Below are 19,139 nucleotides of genomic sequence, written 5' to 3' on the forward strand. Positions count from 1 at the left end.
CCGATGCGCATCCAGGCCATTTTCTTCGATGCGGCAAACACCTTGCTGCACAAACCGACGCTGATTCCGGCGATGGCCGCAGCGCTGCGCGAGCACGGCGTCGATCTGCCCGCAACGGAACTTGCGCTCAGGCATCGCTGGCTGTCCGAGGTGGTGGTGTTCCCCGATCGCACATCCCGGCCTTTCTACGACGATTTCAACGCCCATCTGCTGCGCTCCTTCGGAGTGCCTCCATCGCAAACGCTGCTCGATGCGATGTTCGCCGCCTGCAGCTACTTGCCTTGGGCGCCTTTTCCCGATACCTGCGCGCTGACCACCCTGCGCCAGCCCCTCGGTGTACTGTCGAATTGGGACAATACCCTGCAGGAGCAGCTCGGGTTGATCGAGGACGTGCAGTTTTCCTGGATCCTCGGCTCGCAGAGGGAAGGCGTGCGCAAACCCGACGCCGCGTTTTTCCGCCGCATGCTCGATGCATGCGCCTTTGCGCCGGAAGCGATCGCATATGTCGGCGATTCGCTGCGATTGGATATCGAACCTGCACGGGCACTCGGCATCCACACCTTCCTGATCGACCGCGACGACCTGTTCCCGCATGCAAAGGTGCCGCGCCTCCTCAGCCTTGATGCGTTGGCAACGCTGTGCTGAAACGAGTCGCCATTCTCGGGGCAGGGGATCTGGGCCTGCAGATTGCGCATCACCTTGCTGATGCCGACGGTCTGCGTTGTGCGGGCTTCTTCGACGATACCCGCACGGCGGGAGAGGAGGTTTTCGGCCTGCCCGTGCTGGGGCCGCTTGCCGAAGTTCGCGCCTGCCACGGCGACGGCGCGTTCGATGCCCTGTTGATCGGCATCGGCTACCGCCACATGGCTCTGCGCAACCGCCTGTACGCCGAGTTGTCGCCGCACATCCCTTTCGCCACGCTGGTGCATCCGTCCGCGCATGTGGATCGAACTTGCCGTGTCGGCCACGGCACCGTGGTCTATCCGGGCTGCGTGCTCGACCAGCATGCAAGCATCGGTGCCAACGTCCTGCTCAACATCGGCTGTGTCGTCGCCCACCACAGCAGCGTAGGCGCAGGCAGCTTCCTTTCTCCGGCGGTAAAAATTGCCGGGTTCGTGCACGTCGACGCAGGCGTGACGCTGGGACTGGGCACGGCGGTGATCGACAACGTGACGATCGCCAGCGGCGTACGTACCGGTGCCGGCGCCGTCGTGATCGGCAACCTGGTCGAGCCCGGGCTTTACGTCGGCGTCCCGGCCCGGTTGAAACGGACCGACGCATGAATATGCGACTCTCGCTCGTGGTACCGGTGTATTTCGAGCAGGAATGCATCGCCCGTTTCATCGCCGAGTGCCGCGCCGTACTGGACCCGCTCGGTATCGAGTACGAAATGGTCTTCTGCGACGACGGCAGCTCCGATCGCACCACGGCCATCATCCGTGAGCATGCGCTGTCCGATCTCCGCATCAGGCTGATCGAACTGTCGTACAACCACGGCAAACAGGCCGCGGTGTCGGCAGCCATTGCGCACGCGAGCGGCGAACTCCTGCTCTACATGGATCCCGATCTGCAGGACCCGCCCGAGGAAATTCCACGGTTCCTCGCCGCGATCGGGAACGACTACGACCTGGTCTTCGGAGTCCGCAGCGAGAAGAAGGATCGACTCCTCAATCGCGTGTTTTCGCGTCTGTTCTGGGCCACACTCGAGAAGTTCACCGGCCTGGAGATTCCGCGCGGACTGGCGGTGATGCGCATCTTCAATCGCCGCTTCGCCGACCAGTTCCTGCGCTACGCGGAACAGAATCGCTTCATCGAAGGCATCTTCATGCACATCGGCATGCGGCGTGGCGTGATCGAGATCGCGCAACGGGCGCGATTCGCCGGCGTGTCCAAATTCAACTTCCGCCGCAAGATGGCGCTGGCGTTCGACGCGATCCTGGACTTTTCCGAACTGCCGTTGACTCTCGCTGTGAAGCTGGGAGCCTGGATCTCGGCGCTGGCCCTGGCCGCGGTGCTCACCGTGGTCGCGCTCAAGCTCGCCCTGGTGGATTTTCAGGCGGGCTGGCCGTCACTGTTGAGCCTGCTGTTGCTCGGATTCGGCGTGCAGCTGTTTTTCCTGGGTGTGGCGGCGCTGTATGTCGGGCGGATTTATCGCGAGGTCAAAGGTCGGCCCTTGTTCTCGATCCGCGCGCTCGTCAATCTTTCGCCACCCGACCCGCCGCGTGGCGGATAATCCGGTTCGCAACCGCCCCCGCCGGAGCATTCATGGGTTATCTGTTCGTCGCACTGACCGTCCTGCTCACGGTGGCAGGCCAATTCCTCGTCAAATGGCAGGTGGGACTCGCAGGGGCCATGCCCGTGAGCCTGCCGGAAAAGGTCCAGTTTCTCGGGCAGCTCCTGCTGCGGCCGTGGATCATCGTGGGCCTGGGCGCTGCCTTCGCCGCGGCCTTGTGCTGGATGCTGGCTATGACCAGGCTGCCGCTTAGCCATGCCTACCCATTCACGGCCGCGTCGTTCGTGCTGGTGGTGTTCGGCGGCGCGTGGCTGTTTTCCGAACCGGTCGGCACTGTCAAGGTCCTGGGCGTGGGGCTGATCGTGGTCGGCGTCTTGCTGATCGGCACCGAATGAATCGTTGTCCCATCTGCGGCGCGGCCGTCCTCGCGGACACCTGTGCGGCCTGCGGTTTTCGACCGGCGTCGATCGACGGATTCGTCGCGTTTGCGCCGGACCTTGCGCGCGCCGCGCCCGGCTACGACCCGGAACACTACCGTTCGCTTGCGGAACTGGAGGCAGGCAACTTCTGGTTCCGTGCACGCAACGCGCTGATCCTCGATGCTCTCGCGCGCTATTTCCCGGCAGCGCAGTCGTACCTGGAAATCGGGTGCGGCACAGGCTACGTTCTCTCGGCCGTCGCTGCGGAGCGGCCTACGATGGCGGTGCACGGCAGCGAGATCTTCGTCGAGGGCCTCGCCTTCGCCGCCCAGCGTACACCGCGTGCCACGCTGTTCCAGATGGATGCGCGGCGACTGCCGTTCGATGCGGCCTTCGATGTGATCGGCGCATTCGATGTGATCGAACACATCGACGAGGAACGCGAGGTACTGCAGGAGCTGTTCCGGGCGGTTCGCCCGGGTGGCGGCGTGGTGTTGACGGTGCCGCAGCATCCGTGGCTATGGAGCGTGCAGGACGACATCGCGCACCATGTCCGCCGCTACCGACGGGGCGAACCCGAATCGCGCCTTGCCGAGGCCGGCTTCAAGGTGGTGTTCAGCACATCGTTCGTGGCGCTTCTGTTGCCCGCACTGATGCTTTCGCGCCTCGGAGGAGATCGGGCACGCGAGGCGCCACACGATCCGTTCCGCGAGTTCAGGATCCCGCGCTGGCTCGATTCGACTCTTGCCCTGATGATGCGGTTCGAGCGCGTGCTGATCCATGCAGGACTGCGCTTTCCCGTCGGCGGGAGCCGACTCGTCGTTGCCACCAAGGCCCTCGCATGATTCCCTTCAACAAGCCGTACATGACCGGTGCTGAACTCGAAGCGATCGCGCAGGCGCATGCGAACGGGCACCTGTCCGGCGATGGGCAGTTCACCAAGCGTTGCCACGGGTGGCTGGAAGAACGTTTGGGCTGCGCGCGCGCGTTGCTCACCCATTCCTGCACTGCAGCGCTCGAGATGGCGGCGCTGCTGCTGGATCTTGGTCCCGGGGACGAGGTAATCCTGCCATCGTTCACATTCGTTTCCACGGCGAACGCATTTGTGCTGCGCGGAGCGGTGCCTGTGTTTGTCGATATCCGTGCAGACACGCTCAATCTCGACGAGTCGCTGATCGAAGCGGCCATCACGCCACGCACGCGCGCAATCTGCGTGGTGCACTACGCCGGCGTCGCCTGCGAAATGGACGAGATCATGGATATTGCTCAACGCCACGGGCTCGTGGTGATCGAGGATGCAGCACAGGGCATCCTGTCCACGTATCGTGGCCGGCCGCTGGGTTCCATCGGCGCTCTGGCGGCGCTGAGCTTCCACGAAACCAAGAACATTATCAGTGGCGAAGGCGGGGCGCTGCTGGTCAACGATGTCACGTTCGCAGCACGCGCCGAGGTCATCCGCGAGAAGGGCACCAATCGAAGTCAGTTCTTTCGCGGACAGGTAGACAAGTACACGTGGGTCGATATCGGTTCGTCGTATCTCCCCGGCGAGATCACCGCGGCGTTCCTGTATGCGCAGATGCAGCACGCCGACGGGATCACCGACGCGCGCCTGGCGCTGTGGAATCGCTATCACGCCGCTTTCTCTGCGCACGAGGAGCGCGGCCAGGTGCGCCGGCCGATCGTACCCGCCCACTGCACCCACAACGCGCACATGTATTATTTGCTGTTCGACTCGCTTGACGCGCGCACCCGAGCGATCGCTTCGATGAAGGCCGACGGGGTTTCGGCGGTCTTTCACTACATTCCATTGCACAGCGCACCGGCCGGCCGCCGCTGCGGCCGCGCGGCGGGCGACATGGCCGTGACCGACCGGGTCAGCGAGACACTGCTCCGCCTGCCGTTGTGGCTTCCGGACCTGGATGTCGATCGTGTGATCGCATCGGTCGCGCGCGCGCTGGACGCCTGAGCGGCTGACTGGGCGATGATTTCTGCAGCCTCCCAATCCGGCCGCACCGCGGTGCTGTACGACTTTCTGCAGACGCGTGGCGGCGCCGAGCGCTTTACGCTCGACCTGCGGAAGCTTCTGCCCTCCGCGGAGCTATGGTTCCAGGCGGCGTCGGAGCATTTTGCAGGCTGCGATCTCGATGCTGTGCATCTGCTGTCGCGAAAGCCGCTCTCGACCACCCGCGCGTTGCGCATTTCGCGCTGCATCCACGGGTTCCTGCGGGCACGACGGCGCTTCCGCGACTACGACACGCTGCTGCTGAGCGGTCACTATGCGCCGCTCGCGATCGACCCGGGGCGTCCGTCGGGATCGCAGCGGCGCGTTTACTACGCTCACACCGCGCCGTTGCCGTTCGCCTACGATCCGCCGCACGGGATCATCGCAGACGAACATCCGGTGACTGCGGCCGGCGTGTCGGTGTTGGGCGCATGGCTCAAGCCGCGCTTCGAGGCGGCGTTGCGCGGGGTGGATTGCGTGCTGGCAAATTCGTCATTCACCGCGAGCGAATACACGCGCCGGTTCGGCATCGCCACGCAGGTCCTGCATCCGCCGTGCGATACGGCCCAATATCGCTGGCGACCGTCCGACGGGCACTTCCTGAGTTTTGCGCGGCAGGAAGGCCAGAAACGCGTCGACCGAGTCGTCGCCGCCTTCCGCGATCTGCCGCATCAGCGGCTGGTGGTGGCGTCCGACGGATCGGACCACGACGCTCTGGTTCAGCTCGCGCAAGGTGCGGAGAATATCCGCTTCGTACGCAGCATCGATCCGCAGGTCATTCGCGACCTGCTCGAGCGCTGCACGGCCGCAATCCATATCCCCGAGCGCGAACCGTTTGGCATGTCGGTCGTGGAGTCGCTGGCGGCGGGAAAGCCGGCGGTGTCCGTCGACGAGGGCGGCTTGCCGGAAATCCTCTCATCCGAGGGGTGCGGCTGGCTGTTGCCGGCCGATCCGACACCCGCACAGCTGGCCGAACTCGTGTCCGGAATCACGGAGCAGGCTTGCGCGCAACGGCGCCGTGCCTGCGAAGCGCGTGCGGCGGAATTCGGTCGCGACCGCTTTGCCGAGTCCCTGGGACGTGTGCTTGCGTCGCCGCCACGCGGGCGCCGGTCGGACACTCCGGAACCGGGGCATGCGTCGGGCGCCATTCAAGGGTAAAATCCCGCTGCTGCGCCGCCGGGTCGCTTCGCCTGCCGCGGCGCGATCGCCGGCCCGTCCGCCGTTGCGCAACTCCCATGCCCCATGCACCCAACAGGCAGCCCTACGAGCCAGTGTTGAAACTCATCCGTGATCTGTGGACGAACCGGGGGGTCCTCTACGCACAATTGATCGCCGACCTTCGCGCAAGCGTTGTGGGCACCCGCATGGGTTACCTGTGGTGGCTGCTCGATCCGCTGCTGCTGATGGCGATCTACTATTTTCTCGTGCAGGGCGTGCTCGAACGCGGCGGCGAGGACTACGCGTTCTTCATTTTCTGCGGCATCGTGCCGTGGCAGTGGTTCGCTCGCTCGATGCAGTTGGCTGCGACCGCGTACACACGAAACAAGGGACTGATCCTGAGCGTGCCCGTGCCGTATTCGGTCTACGTGCTCTCCCCCATCGTGCTGCATTCGGCCTTCGCGTTGATCGGGCTCGGACTCATGCTGGCAGTCTATGATGTGTCGCTACTGTGGCGACTGCCGCTGGTCCTGCCATTGATGCTGCTGCAGCTGCTGCTGACCTTCGGGATCGGTCTGCTGCTGGCCTCCGCCACCGTGTTCCTGCGTGATCTGGCCAAGTTCGCCGATTACGGCATCCGCATCCTGTTCTACCTCTCGCCGGTGATCTACGCTGTCGATCGCGTACTGGCCTCCGAAACGATGCCGGCCTTGGCCAAAACCGTGTTCATGCTGAACCCTTTCGCGCACCTGTTGCCCGCTTATCGCGATCTGCTCATGCAGCGCTGGGGCAATCCGCCCGGCCCGGGTCTTGTCCTGATCGCGCTGCTGGCACTTGCCTTGATCTGGGCCGGCGCGTGGCTCAACGGCCGCCTGCGCAACCGAATCCCGCAGGCGCTGTGATGACGTGCCTGATCGACATCCGCGCCGCCGGCGTCCGCTTCACCCGCGAAACGCAGACGGCCCTGCGCGTGCGACGCGAGCCGTTCTGGGCACTGCGCGGCATCGATCTGCAACTGCACGAAGGCGAACGTCTCGCCGTGGTGGGCTCCAACGGCTCCGGCAAGACCACTCTGATGCGGCTCATGGCCGGGGTCTTCGAACCCGACGAGGGGAACATTGCGCGTTGCGTACAACCCACGCTTCTGAGCCTGGGCAGCGGCTTCAATCAGGCTCTGTCGGGCCGCGAGAACATCTTCGTCAACGGAGCGCTCCTGGGCTTCTCGCGCCAGCACGTCCGTTTGCTGCTCGACCGGATCATCGCTTTCGCGGACATCGGCGTCTACCTCGATGCACCGATCCGCACGTACTCGTCGGGGATGAAGGTTCGTCTGGCATTCGCGATCGCGAGTCACCTCAAGCCCGAGGTTCTGCTGATGGACGAAACCCTCGCAACCGGGGACCGCTTTTTCCGCGAGAAGGCGCGCGCGCGACTGCGCGAGCTCGCCACCGACTGCCGTGCGCTGGTGCTGGTGTCGCACCAGGAACAGTCGATCCGCCGTCTGTGCGGGCGCGCGCTGTGGCTGGACGGTGGCCGCGTGCGTCTGGCCGGAGACGTGGACACGGTGCTTGGCGCCTACAGGGATTCCCACGCATCGAAGGGAACCTTCGCATGAGGATCCTCACCGTGTTCGGCACCCGGCCCGAAGCGATCAAGATGGCGCCGCTGGTGCGGGCGCTGCGGCTCGAGCCCGGTTTCGATGCGCAGGTATGCGTGACCGGCCAGCATCGGCAGATGCTCGACCCGGTGCTCGAACTGTTCGGAATCGTGCCCGATCACGACCTGGCCATCATGCGCCCCGGGCAAAGTCTCACCGACGTCACCTGTGCGGTGCTCGAGGGTCTGCGGCGTGTCATCGAAACCGTGCGACCGGACCGCGTGCTGGTGCATGGCGACACCACGACCACGTTTGCGGCGTCGCTGGCCGCGTTCTACGCGCGCGTGAACGTGGCACATGTGGAAGCCGGACTGCGTACCGGCAACCTGCAGGCACCGTGGCCGGAAGAAGCCAACCGCACCCTCACCGCACGTCTGGCCGACCTTCATTTCGCGCCCACACCCGGCGCGCGCGACAACCTGCTGCGCGAGGGCGTGTCTCCTGCCACCATCCATGTCACCGGCAACACCGTCATCGACGCGCTGCTTTGGGTGCGCGACCGCATCCGGGGGTTGCCCACGTCCTCGATCGCCTTCGATTTCCTCGACCCGGCCCGCCGCACCGTGCTGGTTACCGGCCACCGACGCGAGAGTTTCGGCGACGGGTTCGAGCAGATCTGCCGCGCGATCGCCAGCGTCGCGGTACGCGAGGACGTGCAGTTCGTCTATCCGGTGCACCTGAATCCAAACGTGCGCGAGCCGGTGAACCGGATCCTTGCGGGGCGACCAAACGTGCACCTGATCGAGCCGCTCGACTATCTGCCCTTCGTCTCGCTGATGGACCGTAGCGACATCCTCCTCACCGACTCGGGCGGCATCCAGGAAGAAGCCCCATCGCTGGGCAAACCCGTGCTGGTGATGCGCGACACCACCGAACGTCCGGAAGCTGTCACTGCCGGCACGGTCCGCCTCGTCGGCGCCAGCCACGGGCGCATTGTCGACGCGCTGCACACCCTGCTCGACAATCGCGCCGTGTTCGATGCGATGTGCGCCGCGCACAACCCGTATGGCGATGGACAAGCCGTGCCTCGCATCGTCGCGACGCTGGCGGGCCGCGTCGGCGCACCCTTTCCACCTTCATAAAGAGCCCCTGTCCATGGAAGACACCACCGTTTGCGTTCTTGGACTGGGCTACATCGGCCTGCCCACGTCGGCCGTGATGGCAGCGCGTGGCGCGCGCGTGTTCGGCACGGACGTCAATCCAAGGGTGGTCGATACGATCAACGCCGGCGGCATCCATATCGTGGAGCCGGAACTGGACGAGTTCGTGCGTGCCGCGGTCGGTTCCGGCAAGCTCACCGCCCACCTGCAGCCGCAGCCGGCGGATGTCTTCATCATCGCGGTACCGACGCCGTTCAGGGATGGGCATGCGCCCGATCTGAGTTATGTCGACGCGGCGACACTGGCGCTGGCGCCCGTGCTCAAGGCAGGCGACCTCGTGATCCTCGAGTCGACGTCGCCGGTGGGAACCACCGAACGCGTGGCCGCTCTGCTGGCCCAGGCGCGTCCCGACTTGCGTGTGCCGCAAGCAGACGGCGACGCCTGCGACATTCACGTTGCGCACTGTCCCGAGCGCGTGCTCCCGGGCCAGGTGATCCGCGAGCTGGTCGAGAACGACCGCATTGTCGGCGGCATCACTACGATGTGCACGGACCGCGCCATCGCCTTTTACCGCCGCTTCGTAGACGGCCAGTGCCTTGCCACCACGGCGCGCACTGCGGAAATGTGCAAGCTCACCGAAAACGCCTTCCGTGACGTCAACATCGCGTTCGCGAACGAGCTCTCGCTGATCAGCGATCGCATGGGGGTGGATGTCTGGGAACTGATCCGCCTCGCCAACCGCCATCCGCGTGTCAACATCCTGCAGCCGGGCTGCGGCGTCGGCGGGCACTGCATCGCGGTCGATCCGTGGTTCATCGTCGACTCCGCACCGGAGCAGGCTCGCCTGATCCGCGCCGCGCGCATCGTGAACGACGGCAAGCCGGACTTCGTCATCGAACGGACGCGGGCACTGGCGACTGAACGTGGCGCGACCCGCATCGGCATCTTCGGCCTGGCCTTCAAACCCGATATCGACGACCTGCGCGAAAGCCCGGCATTGGTCATCGCCCATCGTCTCGCAAGCGAATTCGAGATACTCGTGGTCGAACCCCACATCGACGCGTTGCCGAACGTATTGTCGCAAGGCGTGCGCGCGACACTGGTAACCGCAGAAGATGCCCTCGCACGGTGCGACCTGCTGCTCGTGCTTGTCCGCCACCGCGCATTTCCTCCGCTCTTGCGGGCACTGGGCACCGACAAGACCGTGCTCGATGTGTGCGGCGCGCTGCAGTGACCGGACAATGATCATGCGTCGGGTGCGCACATGCCTGTGTGCGCTGGCGCTGCTGTCGCCGCTCGCGAATGCAGCGCTGCCCACCGAACCCGTGACCACGTTTGCAGCGCACATCGATCTTGTCCGAAGCAGGCATCCCGAAGTGGCGCTCGAAAGAGCGCTTGCCGGACAGTTCCAGCCGCGCGAGGGCGTAGAACCGTGGCCGCTCACGCCGCCGATCGACTGGAACGCAGACCCGTTTGCCGACCCGAACTGGCGGTTCCAGCTCCATGCCTGGCGCATGCTCGATCCGCTGGTGCTCGCCTACGTACACGACGCCGATCCGATGTTGCTCGACCGCATGCTGGCACTGGCGCGCGACTGGAAGCGATATCACCTTGATGAGGGGCGCCGTTCGGAGTTCGGCGACTACGACATGGCGCTGGGACTTCGCGCACAGAAGCTCGCGTGGCTGCATGTGGCACTGGGTGCCGCAGGCCGCGAGAGTGCGCGTGACGCCGTGATCGGACCGCTGGCTCAACATGCACGCGACACGTTGCTCGCACAGATGCCCTTCAGCGCCACCAATCACGGCCTGTTCCAGGTGCACGGGTTGCTGGCGCTGTGTCGAGCGGGCGCGACCGACTGCACACGCACCGAGCAGCCCGCACTCGCGGAGTTCGAACGCTTGCTCGACCAGCAGTTTCTCCCCGACTTCGGCCATGCGGAGCATTCGCCGGCGTACCACTTCTTTGCGCTCAGGACGTTCCGCCGCATGCTGGCAAGCGGTTGGTACGCGCAGGCCACGCGGGCGATCGCGATCCTCGACGGCGCGCAGGCGGTGAGCGCCTGGCTCTCGGATCCCGCTGGCGATCTGTTCGCGGTCGGCGACAGCGACAGCGCCCCCGCACCCAAACGCAAACCGCCGCAATCCGACTGTGCCCTGCGCATCGACGATGTGTGTTACATGCTCAAGGTCCTTCCGTCCACCGGCTGGGCGATCGCGCGCAGCGCCTGGAATGCTCCGGCGCAGCGCGGCTCGGCACTGTTTTTCCAGGCCGCGCACCATTCCGCTACGCACAAGCACGCCGATGACCTGAGCTTCGTCTGGTTCGACCGCGGTCGCTCCGTGCTGATCGATCCGGGCCGCTTCGGCTACGTGCGCGACGCGCGACGCGACTACATGGCCTCGACCCGGGCACATAATGCGGTGCAGATCGACGGGCGCAACCAGCACACAGGTGGCGAGGCCGCGTATGGCTCGGCCCTGTTGCCCAGCCGAATCGAAAACGGCGGTATTGTGCTTCGGGCTTCGATGCAAGCCATACCCCGCGCGACGCGCCATACCCGAACCCTGGTCTATCGCCCGCAGCGCATGCTGCTGGTGCTCGATGCACTGCGGTCCGACGACGCGCACGAGTACACGCATTGGTTCCAGTTCGGCAGCGACGTGATGCTTTTGCCGGACACGTCCAGCGTCATGCGCACGCTGCGCTTCGACGACGGCACGACGCTGCATCTGGTGTTGTCTCGCGATGACTGCGACGTACGCGCGCATCGCGGCGAGACGGCGCCGCTTCAGGGTTGGATCACAAGCGGCTATGCACGCGCCGCGCCGGCACTTTCGCTTGCGATCCGCTGCCACGGAACGGACAGCCTGCTGGGTACGGCGTTCGTCTGGCACACTGATGACCTGGAGCACGTCCGCGCCGAGATGATCGACGTCCTTGCCCACCCGCGCCATGCCGATGTCGGCACACCCATGACACTGCAGCAGGAATCGACCCGGTGATCTCGGAATCCTCCACCAGCGTGCGGCCTGCCGACGATCCGACCCGCGACTATGTGGCGCGGGCTTATTTCGGCGCGTACGGGTCGCACGAAATGATCCAACGCACGCGCCGCCGCATCGACTGGGTGGCGTCGCAGTGCCGTGGCCCACAGGTTCTCGATGTCGGCTGCAGCGAAGGCATCGTGGCGCTGCTGCTGGCGCGTGAGGGTCTGTCTACCACCGGCGTCGACACCAATGCCGAAGCCATCGCCGCGGCGCGTACCCTGATTGCGCAGGAATCGGATGCAGTGCAGGCGCGCGTGCGCTTTCACCACGGCGATCTGGAAAGCGCGGCGCTGCCCGCCGCGAGCTTCGACACGCTGGTGATGGGCGAGATACTCGAACATCTGATCGCACCCGAGCGCCTGCTGGAAACCGCCATTGCCTGCCTGCGCGATGGCGGCCGCCTCGTAATCACCACGCCGTTCGGGTATCACCCTGATGACGACCATCGACAGGAATTCGGCCTCGCGCAATTCAGCGACATGGTCCGGCGCTGGACGGCGGTGGAGACCATCGAGGTGGTTGACGGCTACATCCGGTACGCAGGTATCCGCGACGAGGCGCCCGACGCATCCTGGGCGGAGCTGGGCGATCGTGCCCTGGTCGAACTCGGCGACGATGCGGCGCGCGCCGCGCAGCACGCCCTGCATCGGCATATCCGCAACCACAAGAAGCGCATTTCCACGCTCGAAAAGACCGTAGGCAAGCTCGAAAAGGACAGCGCCCAGGCGACCGACCTTCGTCTCAAGGTGCGAGACCTCGAAGCGGCGCTCGCCGCACAGGTACGCAACGACAAGGAGCGTGCCTCGCGGATCGCGGAACTCGAAAGGGCCGCTGGCGACATTGATCGCACCTTGCGCAGCGAGCGCGGCCAGAGGGAACTGCTGCAGGCGCGTACGGACGACATGCGCACCGCTTTCGATGCGTCCCGTCAACGCAATCGCGACCTCGGTGCACGTATCGCTTCACTGAAGGCGCTGACCCTGTCGCAGGCGCGCCAGATCGCAATGGCGGAAGCCAGTCTGGCGCAAATAATGGAACGCAAGCGTGCAGACACCTCGCGCTTGACCGAGGCGTGCGACAAGAAACTCAAGGCCGAAATCCGTAAGCACGCCGAAACAAGGCAGCGGCTTGCCATCGTTTCGGCAAGCGACAAGCACTATCGCCATGCCGTTCGCGAACTTCGCAAGAGCGTGAGCTTCCGCATCGGTCAAGTGTTCGTGCAAGCTGCACAACGCCCTCTGACCGGCGTCGTATTGCTGCCGTTCCGCTTGCTTGCGGTTGTCTGGAACTACATCCGCGTCCCGCACGGCGCGCATGCGTCGAAGCGATCTGAGCCTACGCGCAATACGGAGGTTGCAGCCGTGCGCCTGCCACGCGCCGCCGTCGGCGCACCCGCGCATCGGCAGGCGATCGAAGCCGCTCGCTTCGAGGCATTCGTCCCGCATGCCCATCGCGCGCCTGCGTCGCCTGTGATCGCCACCGTGCTCGACGAATTCTCCGAACAGTGTTTTGCGCCGGAAGCGCGCTTGCTGCCACTGTCCAAGCGCGAATGGCAGACCCAGCTGGAAACGACTCGACCCGACCTTCTGCTGGTGGAATCGGCCTGGCGCGGCAACGGCGGACAGTGGAAGGGCGAGATCAACCGCTGCGCCGAGAAACCGGACGCGGCACTGCCGAAACTCGTCGCTTACTGCCGAGAGCATGGCATCCCGACCGTGTTCTGGAACAAGGAAGACCCGCTCAACTACGACCAGTTCATCGCCGCGGCCAGACTGTTCGATCACGTTTTCACCACCGACGAATCGCTGCTGCCGAAATACCGCGAGGATCTGGGTCACGACCGCGTGGCGGCACTGCCGTTCGCGGCGCAGCCGGACATCCACAACCCGACTTCGCGACGCGACGAGTTCGACGTGGCATTTGCCGGCAGCTGGTTCGCCGAAAAGCACGACACGCGGCGCGCCGTGCTTGAGCCGCTGCTGGACGCGGCCACGCATTTCGAGTTGCACATCTTCGATCGCCATTCGGCGCTGGACGATCCGCGCTACGCGTTCCCATCGAAGTACCGGCAGTGGATCCGTCCCGCGTTGCCTTATTCGAGCGTGCTGACCGCGTACCGTCGGTTCAAAGTCTTTCTCAATGCCAACTCGGTTCTGGAATCTCCCAGCATGTTCTCGCGCAGGGTATTCGAGCTGCTGGCCTGTGCGACGCCCGTGGTGTCCACACCCTCGGCCGGAATGGAGGCAATGCTGCCTGGCCTCGTCCGCGTGGCACGGGACGAAGCAGAAGCACGTGCGCACATCGCTGAACTGCTCGGAGACGAGGAAAAGCGCCGCATCGAAGGCCATCTCGCGATGCGCGCGGTGTTGACCGATCATACCTATCGTGTGCGCCTGGCGCAGGTGATGCAGCGCATCGGACTGCCTGCCCCGGTCGCGAGCGCGATGCCGCGGGTCTCGATCGTGTTGTGTACCAATCGTCCGGAGAATCTCCCCAACTGCCTGCACAACGTGCGGCGACAGTCGTATCCCGACATCGAACTGATGCTGGTTCTCAACCGCAACGGTGTGGATCTGAACGAGGTGCGAGCGCAGTTCGCCGACCTGCCCAACGTGACCGTGCTGCATGTGGACGAAGCCGAGTCTCTCTATACCTGTCTCAACGCGGCCATTGCGCAGTGCTCGGGCCAGATCTGGAGCAAGATGGACGACGACAACGTCTACGGCGACCACTACATCGCCGATCTGGTGCGTGCAATGGAGTTTTCGCATGCGGATATCGTCGGCAAGACCTGCTACTACACACTGCTCGAACACCGGAATCTCTCCGGCCTGCGTCGCATGGGCGTGGAGAACGGCTACGTGAAATTCGTCCAGGGCGGCACCATTACCGCACGTGTCGCGACCACGACGGCATTGCGCTGGAGCGAGGATTTGCGCTCCGGTGGCGACTCGCAGTACTTGCGCGACGCTGCCGCCGCCGGCCTGTCGATCTACTCGTCCGACCGCTTCAACTTCGTCAGCGTCCGGCGTGGAGACGAAGGCGGCCACACGTGGACGATCAAGGACGAGGACTATCTCAAGCGCTGCGAAGGCGTGCGCGAGGGTATCGACCTTTCACGCATCCTGATCTGATCCCGATGACGCAGTCGGTAGGTCCATCGCCGTGCAAGCCCGGTCTTGGCATTCCTGGTTATCGCCGATGTCGGCGTCACTAGGATGAGCGGCAGGAGCGGCGACGTGCGCGCCGAACCGGGGCAGCGCGACCATTTCGTGCCCGAGATCCAGGGCCTGCGCGCGGTCGCGGTGCTCGCAGTACTCGTCTATCACCTGTGGCCAGACCGGTTGCCCGGTGGCTTCGTCGGCGTCGACGTGTTCTTCGTGATCTCAGGCTACCTCATCACCGCGTTGCTGTTGCGGGAATTCGTTTCGACCCAATCGATCGCGCTCTCGCGGTTCTACGCCCGTCGTGCACTGCGATTGTTGCCGGCGGCATCCCTGGTGCTGCTGGCCGTCGCGTTCTGCCTGCCGCTGTTGCCGCAGGTGGAATGGCGCAGCACCGCCGTCGACCTGGGGGCGAGCACACTCTATGTGCAGAACTGGTGGTTGGCCTTGCAGGCGGTGGACTATCTGGCGTCGGAACACGCAGGTAGCGCGTTGCAGCATTTCTGGTCGCTGTCGGTGGAAGAACAGTACTACCTCGTGTGGCCACTGCTGTTGCTCGTCGCAGCGCGCGTCTGGGGGCGCCGAAAAGCCCGGCCGACCACGTTGTTCGGCGCGATCATCGGTGTCGTGTTCGCAGTGTCGCTGGTGTACTCGTGCTGGTTGACGCCCCGCAACCCGGGGCTGGCCTATTTCGCGACCACTACGCGAGCATGGGAGCTGGCACTGGGCGGCTTGCTCGCCGTATGGGCTAGCGAGCGGGCGCTTGCACCCCGGGCAGGCGTACTGGCGGCCTGTGTCGGACTGGCGATGATCGGAATTGCCGCGTTCCTCATCGACGCGTCGATGGCGTTTCCCGGCTACCTCGCGCTGCTGCCGACGCTCGGCGCCGCATTGGTGCTGGCCGCCGGGGCACAGCCGGGAACCCTGCTGCGCGCAACGTTGGCTTCGCGTTCGATGCAGTACGTCGGCGACCTTTCCTATTCGCTCTATCTGTGGCACTGGCCTGTGATCGTCGTATTTCAGTCCGCCGTGGGGCATCGACCGGATCTGGTCGAAGGTGTGGCGCTCGGCGCCATTTCGCTCGCGTTGGCACACCAGACGAAGAGCCTGGTGGAGGACCGCCTGCGCTTTCTCCCCGCGCTGCGGATTGGGGCCAGACCATTCGCGTTCGGCGCTGCCGCGATGGCGTGCTGTCTGCTGGTTGCCGTCTTGATTCGCATCGAGTTGTATCCGGCGAGCGAGCCGGCGGCGCAGCAACTCGAGTCGGCCCAGATCGCACCCGCTGCAGCCGATTCGAGCGTCGCTGCACCTGTCTCGCTCGAGGGCCTCAAGCCTCCGCTTGCGCGTGCGCGCGACGACAATCCCGATGTCTACGCGCAGGGCTGCCACGCAAGTCCACGCAGCGCGAAGCCGTCCACCTGCACCTGGGGCGCCGACGACGCGACCGTGCACGTGATGCTGGTAGGCGATTCCCACGCGGCGCAATGGATTCCTGCGCTGCAGTGGATCGCCGGGAACAAAGGCTGGCGGCTGACCTCACTTACCAAATCCGCATGCCCGTTCGCGGACGGCAGCGTCGCCGAAGGCAAGGGTGGCGAGCCATACGCCTCGTGTGATGCGTGGAACGCCGCCGCGCTGGCACATGTCCTCGCACAGCGCCCCGCACTGGTGGTGACGAGTCAGGCGGTGATGCTCACCGCGTACGGCAGCACGAGCGCCGCCTCCAGCCATGCCGCGTTGTCTGCGGGCCTGGCCTCGCGCTGGAACACGCTGGCGGCCGCGGGAATCCGCGTGGTGGCGCTCAAGGACACGCCGCGCATGGGTTTGGACGTGCCGAAGTGCCTGGGTTCGCCGCGCGGATCGGCGCAACGCTGCAGCCGCCCGCGTTCGCTGGTGCTGGCCACGCCGGACCCGCTGGTCATGGCACAACGCGACGCACCACAGGCGGTGCTGGCCGATCTCAACGATCTGCTGTGTCCGACTGCGGTTTGTCCTCCGGTGATCGACGGTATCCTCGTCTGGCGCGACTCGCACCATATGACGGCCACATTCGCGCGCACGCTCGCGCCGACGCTGCAACACCGTCTCGAAACGGCGCTGGCCGTACCGCCGTCGCCCGACAGTCCTGCCACCCGGACAGATCCGTGAACTACGCCGGAGACGAGAGCGCATCGCAGACAGCTGCGTCGCACCACCGGGGCGAACGATCGACCTGGCTGCAGGTGTTGCCTGACGTACCGCTGGCTGCACTGTTGCTACCGACACTGGCGCTCGGCTGTCTGCTGGGCCTGTTCGCCACGCTCAACGAGCTCACCGATCTAACGCTTCTCTACCAGCGGCCTGGCGCGTGGATCATCGGGGTGACCTTAACGGGACTGTCGACCGCTTTGATCGTGGGACTCGCCCGGCACGTGCCGCACGATCGAATCGCGCGTGCCATCGCGGCGGTGATCTGTGCAAGCGTGCTGCTGCACGTGCTCTATGCCTGTTCGATCGACGAGCCCCTGCGCGGCGACTTCGAGGCGATGTGGCTGGCGGCCGAGGAGATGGTTACGCGGGGATTGCCGGCGGATCCGACGATCTACCATTGGCGCGCGTTGCCGCTGCTGGCACCGGTGATGTTCGCTTTCGGCGCGCATCCTGTGATCGTGCCGGCGATGAACATCGCATTGCTTGCCGCGATCCAGGCCATCGGCTGCGGCCTGCTGCTGCGCTCCGGCCAGCGCCGCGCGGCACTGGTCTTCGCGCTGATCTTCGGCCTGGTGCCGGAGACCTATCACGCCAGCATCACCGCCTCCCACGACATCTGGGGATTGTTCTTCCTCTCCATCGCGATCGCGCTCGCGCTTGCGCTGCAGCGCGCGATCGTGGCAGTCACCGTGCCTGCACGAGCACGGTGGCTGCGCATCGGCGTGCTGTTCGTCGGAAGCGTCCTAGCAATCGCGCTGCTCGACCTGCAGCGGCAGATCGGACTCGTGGTAATCCTCGGGATCTGCGTGCACCTGATTCGCCTCGTATTGACCTGGATGATCGCGACCCACCGCAAGCAAGGCCGGCGCAAAACGTGCCGCCAGGCGGCGGCGGCAAGCGTACTGCTCGCCGCGTCCGTATGCGGTATGGGGCTGACCGGCTGGACGTTACGAACCCTCGGGTTGCTGGGCGACCCCGACACCGTTGCGATGCAGCAGGCACGCGTGTTCGCATCACACGGCAGCAGTCTGGCCAGCGGCTACTACTCCTGGCTAGAACGGTTCGAAAACGACTACATGCGCAAGCTGGAGCCTACGCCGGCTGCATGGCGGGAGTTTTCCCGATCGCTGCTGCTGTCGGACATCGCCAATCAGCCGCTGTCGCGTGTGCATGCGCATCTGTTCCGTCTCTATCGGCAGTTCGACCTCGGCTCCAACTACCGCTTCTATCTGATGCAGACGCACACCGCGCAGCGCGACCGCTACTGGGCACAGCGCGTCTGGAATGTCTCGTTCGCGGCAGCATTCTGTCTCGCCGTTGCCTTCGCTCTTGTCCGCACGTTCGGACAAGAGCGAAAATCAAACGCCATGCTGATGCAGCTGAGCCTGCTCGGCGCATTGCTGCTGCTGCTTGGCGCCGTCGGCGAAAGCCAACCGCGGTACATTTTCCCGATCTGGTTCATCGGTGCACAGCTCGTCGCGACCGCGCTCTACGCGCAACGGACGACCAGACAAATCACCTGGGTGTACCGAAGCCTGGGGGTTGGTGCGACTGCGGCAACCGTCGTCGTTTCCTGCGCGGTGGGTGCATGGGTGGTGCTCGACCGGAGCTACGATGCGTCCGACGGCCGCATCATCCACGGCTGGCGTTTCAGCTCCGCCGGTGGCCGCGACGAGGTGTCCGAACGCAAGGCTCTGCGACGGATGCAGCAGCACTCCGGTCGCGACATGCGCAGATCCACCACGCACAACCCCGACCTGCAACTGCTCGGCAACTTCGGCACCCATGCGGCAGTGCTTGGGTTCACCGAGCCGATGCAGGTCGGCACCCGCGTCCGGGCGGTCTCGCCCAGGGTGTGCGGCGCTGCAGACGAGGCAAGGGCGCTTGCATTCTTCGTGGTCGCAACCCCCGAGGCAGACGAACGGACGTTCGCCACCCTGGAGGTGCGATTCGATGGGACCAAGGTCTTCGAGACGAACTTGCCCGCAAAAGCCGCCGTGGAACACTACGTTGCGCTGGACGCCGTGCCCGCCAGGGCGTGCGGTGCCGTGCAGGTGGATCTTGTTTCCGGCATCACCACGCCGAGCAAACGCGCGAATCGGCTGACACGGGTCGAGGTACAGTTTCTGCGTCTGCTTCGCACGCCCCGCGGTGCATCGTGAAAAC

Annotated in this window: 15 protein-coding genes; all 15 read left to right on the top strand. The window is 65.2% G+C overall.

Annotation, left to right across the window (positions count from 1 at the left end):
* Positions 1-3: 3 nt before the first annotated feature.
* Positions 4-645: an HAD family hydrolase gene (locus tag HNQ52_RS13520; RefSeq protein WP_183961704.1), complete on the top strand. Its 642-nt coding sequence runs from the start codon at positions 4-6 to the stop codon at positions 643-645.
* Positions 639-1,283: a NeuD/PglB/VioB family sugar acetyltransferase gene (locus tag HNQ52_RS13525; RefSeq protein WP_183961705.1), complete on the top strand. Its 645-nt coding sequence runs from the start codon at positions 639-641 to the stop codon at positions 1,281-1,283. The genes HNQ52_RS13520 and HNQ52_RS13525 overlap by 7 nt, the downstream gene beginning before the upstream one ends.
* Positions 1,284-1,285: 2 nt before the next feature.
* The gene (locus tag HNQ52_RS13530) at positions 1,286-2,233 is read left to right on the top strand and encodes a glycosyltransferase family 2 protein (RefSeq protein ID WP_246387858.1); all 948 of its coding nucleotides are present in this window, start codon (positions 1,286-1,288) and stop codon (positions 2,231-2,233) included.
* A 32-nt stretch (positions 2,234-2,265) separates the two neighbouring features.
* The gene (locus HNQ52_RS13535) at positions 2,266-2,628 is read left to right on the top strand and encodes an EamA family transporter (protein WP_183961707.1); all 363 of its coding nucleotides are present in this window, start codon (positions 2,266-2,268) and stop codon (positions 2,626-2,628) included.
* Positions 2,625-3,497: a class I SAM-dependent methyltransferase gene (locus tag HNQ52_RS13540; protein ID WP_183961708.1), complete on the top strand. Its 873-nt coding sequence runs from the start codon at positions 2,625-2,627 to the stop codon at positions 3,495-3,497. The genes HNQ52_RS13535 and HNQ52_RS13540 overlap by 4 nt, the downstream gene beginning before the upstream one ends.
* Entirely contained in the window at positions 3,494-4,618 is a 1,125-nt protein-coding gene (gene rffA, locus HNQ52_RS13545; protein WP_183961709.1) for a dTDP-4-amino-4,6-dideoxygalactose transaminase, read from the top strand. Before HNQ52_RS13540 ends, rffA begins: the two co-directional genes overlap by 4 nt.
* Positions 4,619-4,669: 51 nt before the next feature.
* Positions 4,670-5,812, top strand: coding sequence for a glycosyltransferase (locus HNQ52_RS13550; RefSeq protein ID WP_183961710.1), 1,143 nt, complete (start codon positions 4,670-4,672; stop codon positions 5,810-5,812).
* A gap of 116 nt (positions 5,813-5,928) precedes the next feature.
* Positions 5,929-6,714 (top strand): ABC transporter permease, encoded by a 786-nt coding sequence (locus HNQ52_RS13555; RefSeq protein WP_183961711.1) that lies wholly within the window; start codon positions 5,929-5,931, stop codon positions 6,712-6,714.
* Positions 6,715-6,782: 68 nt separating this feature from the next.
* Positions 6,783-7,427: an ATP-binding cassette domain-containing protein gene (locus HNQ52_RS13560; protein ID WP_183961712.1), complete on the top strand. Its 645-nt coding sequence runs from the start codon at positions 6,783-6,785 to the stop codon at positions 7,425-7,427.
* Entirely contained in the window at positions 7,424-8,551 is a 1,128-nt protein-coding gene (gene wecB, locus HNQ52_RS13565; protein ID WP_183961713.1) for a non-hydrolyzing UDP-N-acetylglucosamine 2-epimerase, read from the top strand. The genes HNQ52_RS13560 and wecB overlap by 4 nt, the downstream gene beginning before the upstream one ends.
* Entirely contained in the window at positions 8,475-9,803 is a 1,329-nt protein-coding gene (wecC, locus tag HNQ52_RS13570) for a UDP-N-acetyl-D-mannosamine dehydrogenase (RefSeq protein WP_281378039.1), read from the top strand. Before wecB ends, wecC begins: the two co-directional genes overlap by 77 nt.
* A gap of 13 nt (positions 9,804-9,816) precedes the next feature.
* Positions 9,817-11,574, top strand: a complete 1,758-nt coding sequence (locus HNQ52_RS13575; RefSeq protein ID WP_221282094.1) for a heparinase II/III family protein — start codon at positions 9,817-9,819, stop codon at positions 11,572-11,574.
* Entirely contained in the window at positions 11,571-14,753 is a 3,183-nt protein-coding gene (locus HNQ52_RS13580) for a glycosyltransferase family protein (protein WP_183961715.1), read from the top strand. Before HNQ52_RS13575 ends, HNQ52_RS13580 begins: the two co-directional genes overlap by 4 nt.
* A 45-nt stretch (positions 14,754-14,798) precedes the next feature.
* Positions 14,799-16,931 carry an acyltransferase family protein gene (locus HNQ52_RS13585; RefSeq protein WP_221282095.1) on the top strand — a complete coding sequence of 711 codons (2,133 nt, stop codon included), beginning with the start codon at positions 14,799-14,801 and terminating at the stop codon, positions 16,929-16,931.
* Entirely contained in the window at positions 16,928-19,135 is a 2,208-nt protein-coding gene (locus tag HNQ52_RS13590) for a hypothetical protein (protein ID WP_183961717.1), read from the top strand. Before HNQ52_RS13585 ends, HNQ52_RS13590 begins: the two co-directional genes overlap by 4 nt.
* Positions 19,136-19,139: the final 4 nt, after the last annotated feature.

Source organism: Chiayiivirga flava (assembly GCF_014202825.1).
Classification (GTDB): domain Bacteria; phylum Pseudomonadota; class Gammaproteobacteria; order Xanthomonadales; family Xanthomonadaceae; genus Chiayiivirga; species Chiayiivirga flava.

What these genes read in the sequence shown, in the direction of transcription:
- HNQ52_RS13530 (WP_246387858.1), top strand. Translation starts at nt 1,286, where the DNA reads ATGCGACTCTCGCTCGTGGTACCGGTGTATTTCGAGCAGGAATGCATC.
- wecB (WP_183961713.1), top strand. Translation starts at nt 7,424, where the DNA reads ATGAGGATCCTCACCGTGTTCGGCACCCGGCCCGAAGCGATCAAGATG.
- HNQ52_RS13520 (WP_183961704.1), top strand. Translation starts at nt 4, where the DNA reads ATGCGCATCCAGGCCATTTTCTTCGATGCGGCAAACACCTTGCTGCAC.
- HNQ52_RS13535 (WP_183961707.1), top strand. Translation starts at nt 2,266, where the DNA reads ATGGGTTATCTGTTCGTCGCACTGACCGTCCTGCTCACGGTGGCAGGC.
- HNQ52_RS13575 (WP_221282094.1), top strand. Translation starts at nt 9,817, where the DNA reads ATGCGTCGGGTGCGCACATGCCTGTGTGCGCTGGCGCTGCTGTCGCCG.
- wecC (WP_281378039.1), top strand. Translation starts at nt 8,475, where the DNA reads ATGGCGATGGACAAGCCGTGCCTCGCATCGTCGCGACGCTGGCGGGCC.
- HNQ52_RS13540 (WP_183961708.1), top strand. Translation starts at nt 2,625, where the DNA reads ATGAATCGTTGTCCCATCTGCGGCGCGGCCGTCCTCGCGGACACCTGT.
- rffA (WP_183961709.1), top strand. Translation starts at nt 3,494, where the DNA reads ATGATTCCCTTCAACAAGCCGTACATGACCGGTGCTGAACTCGAAGCG.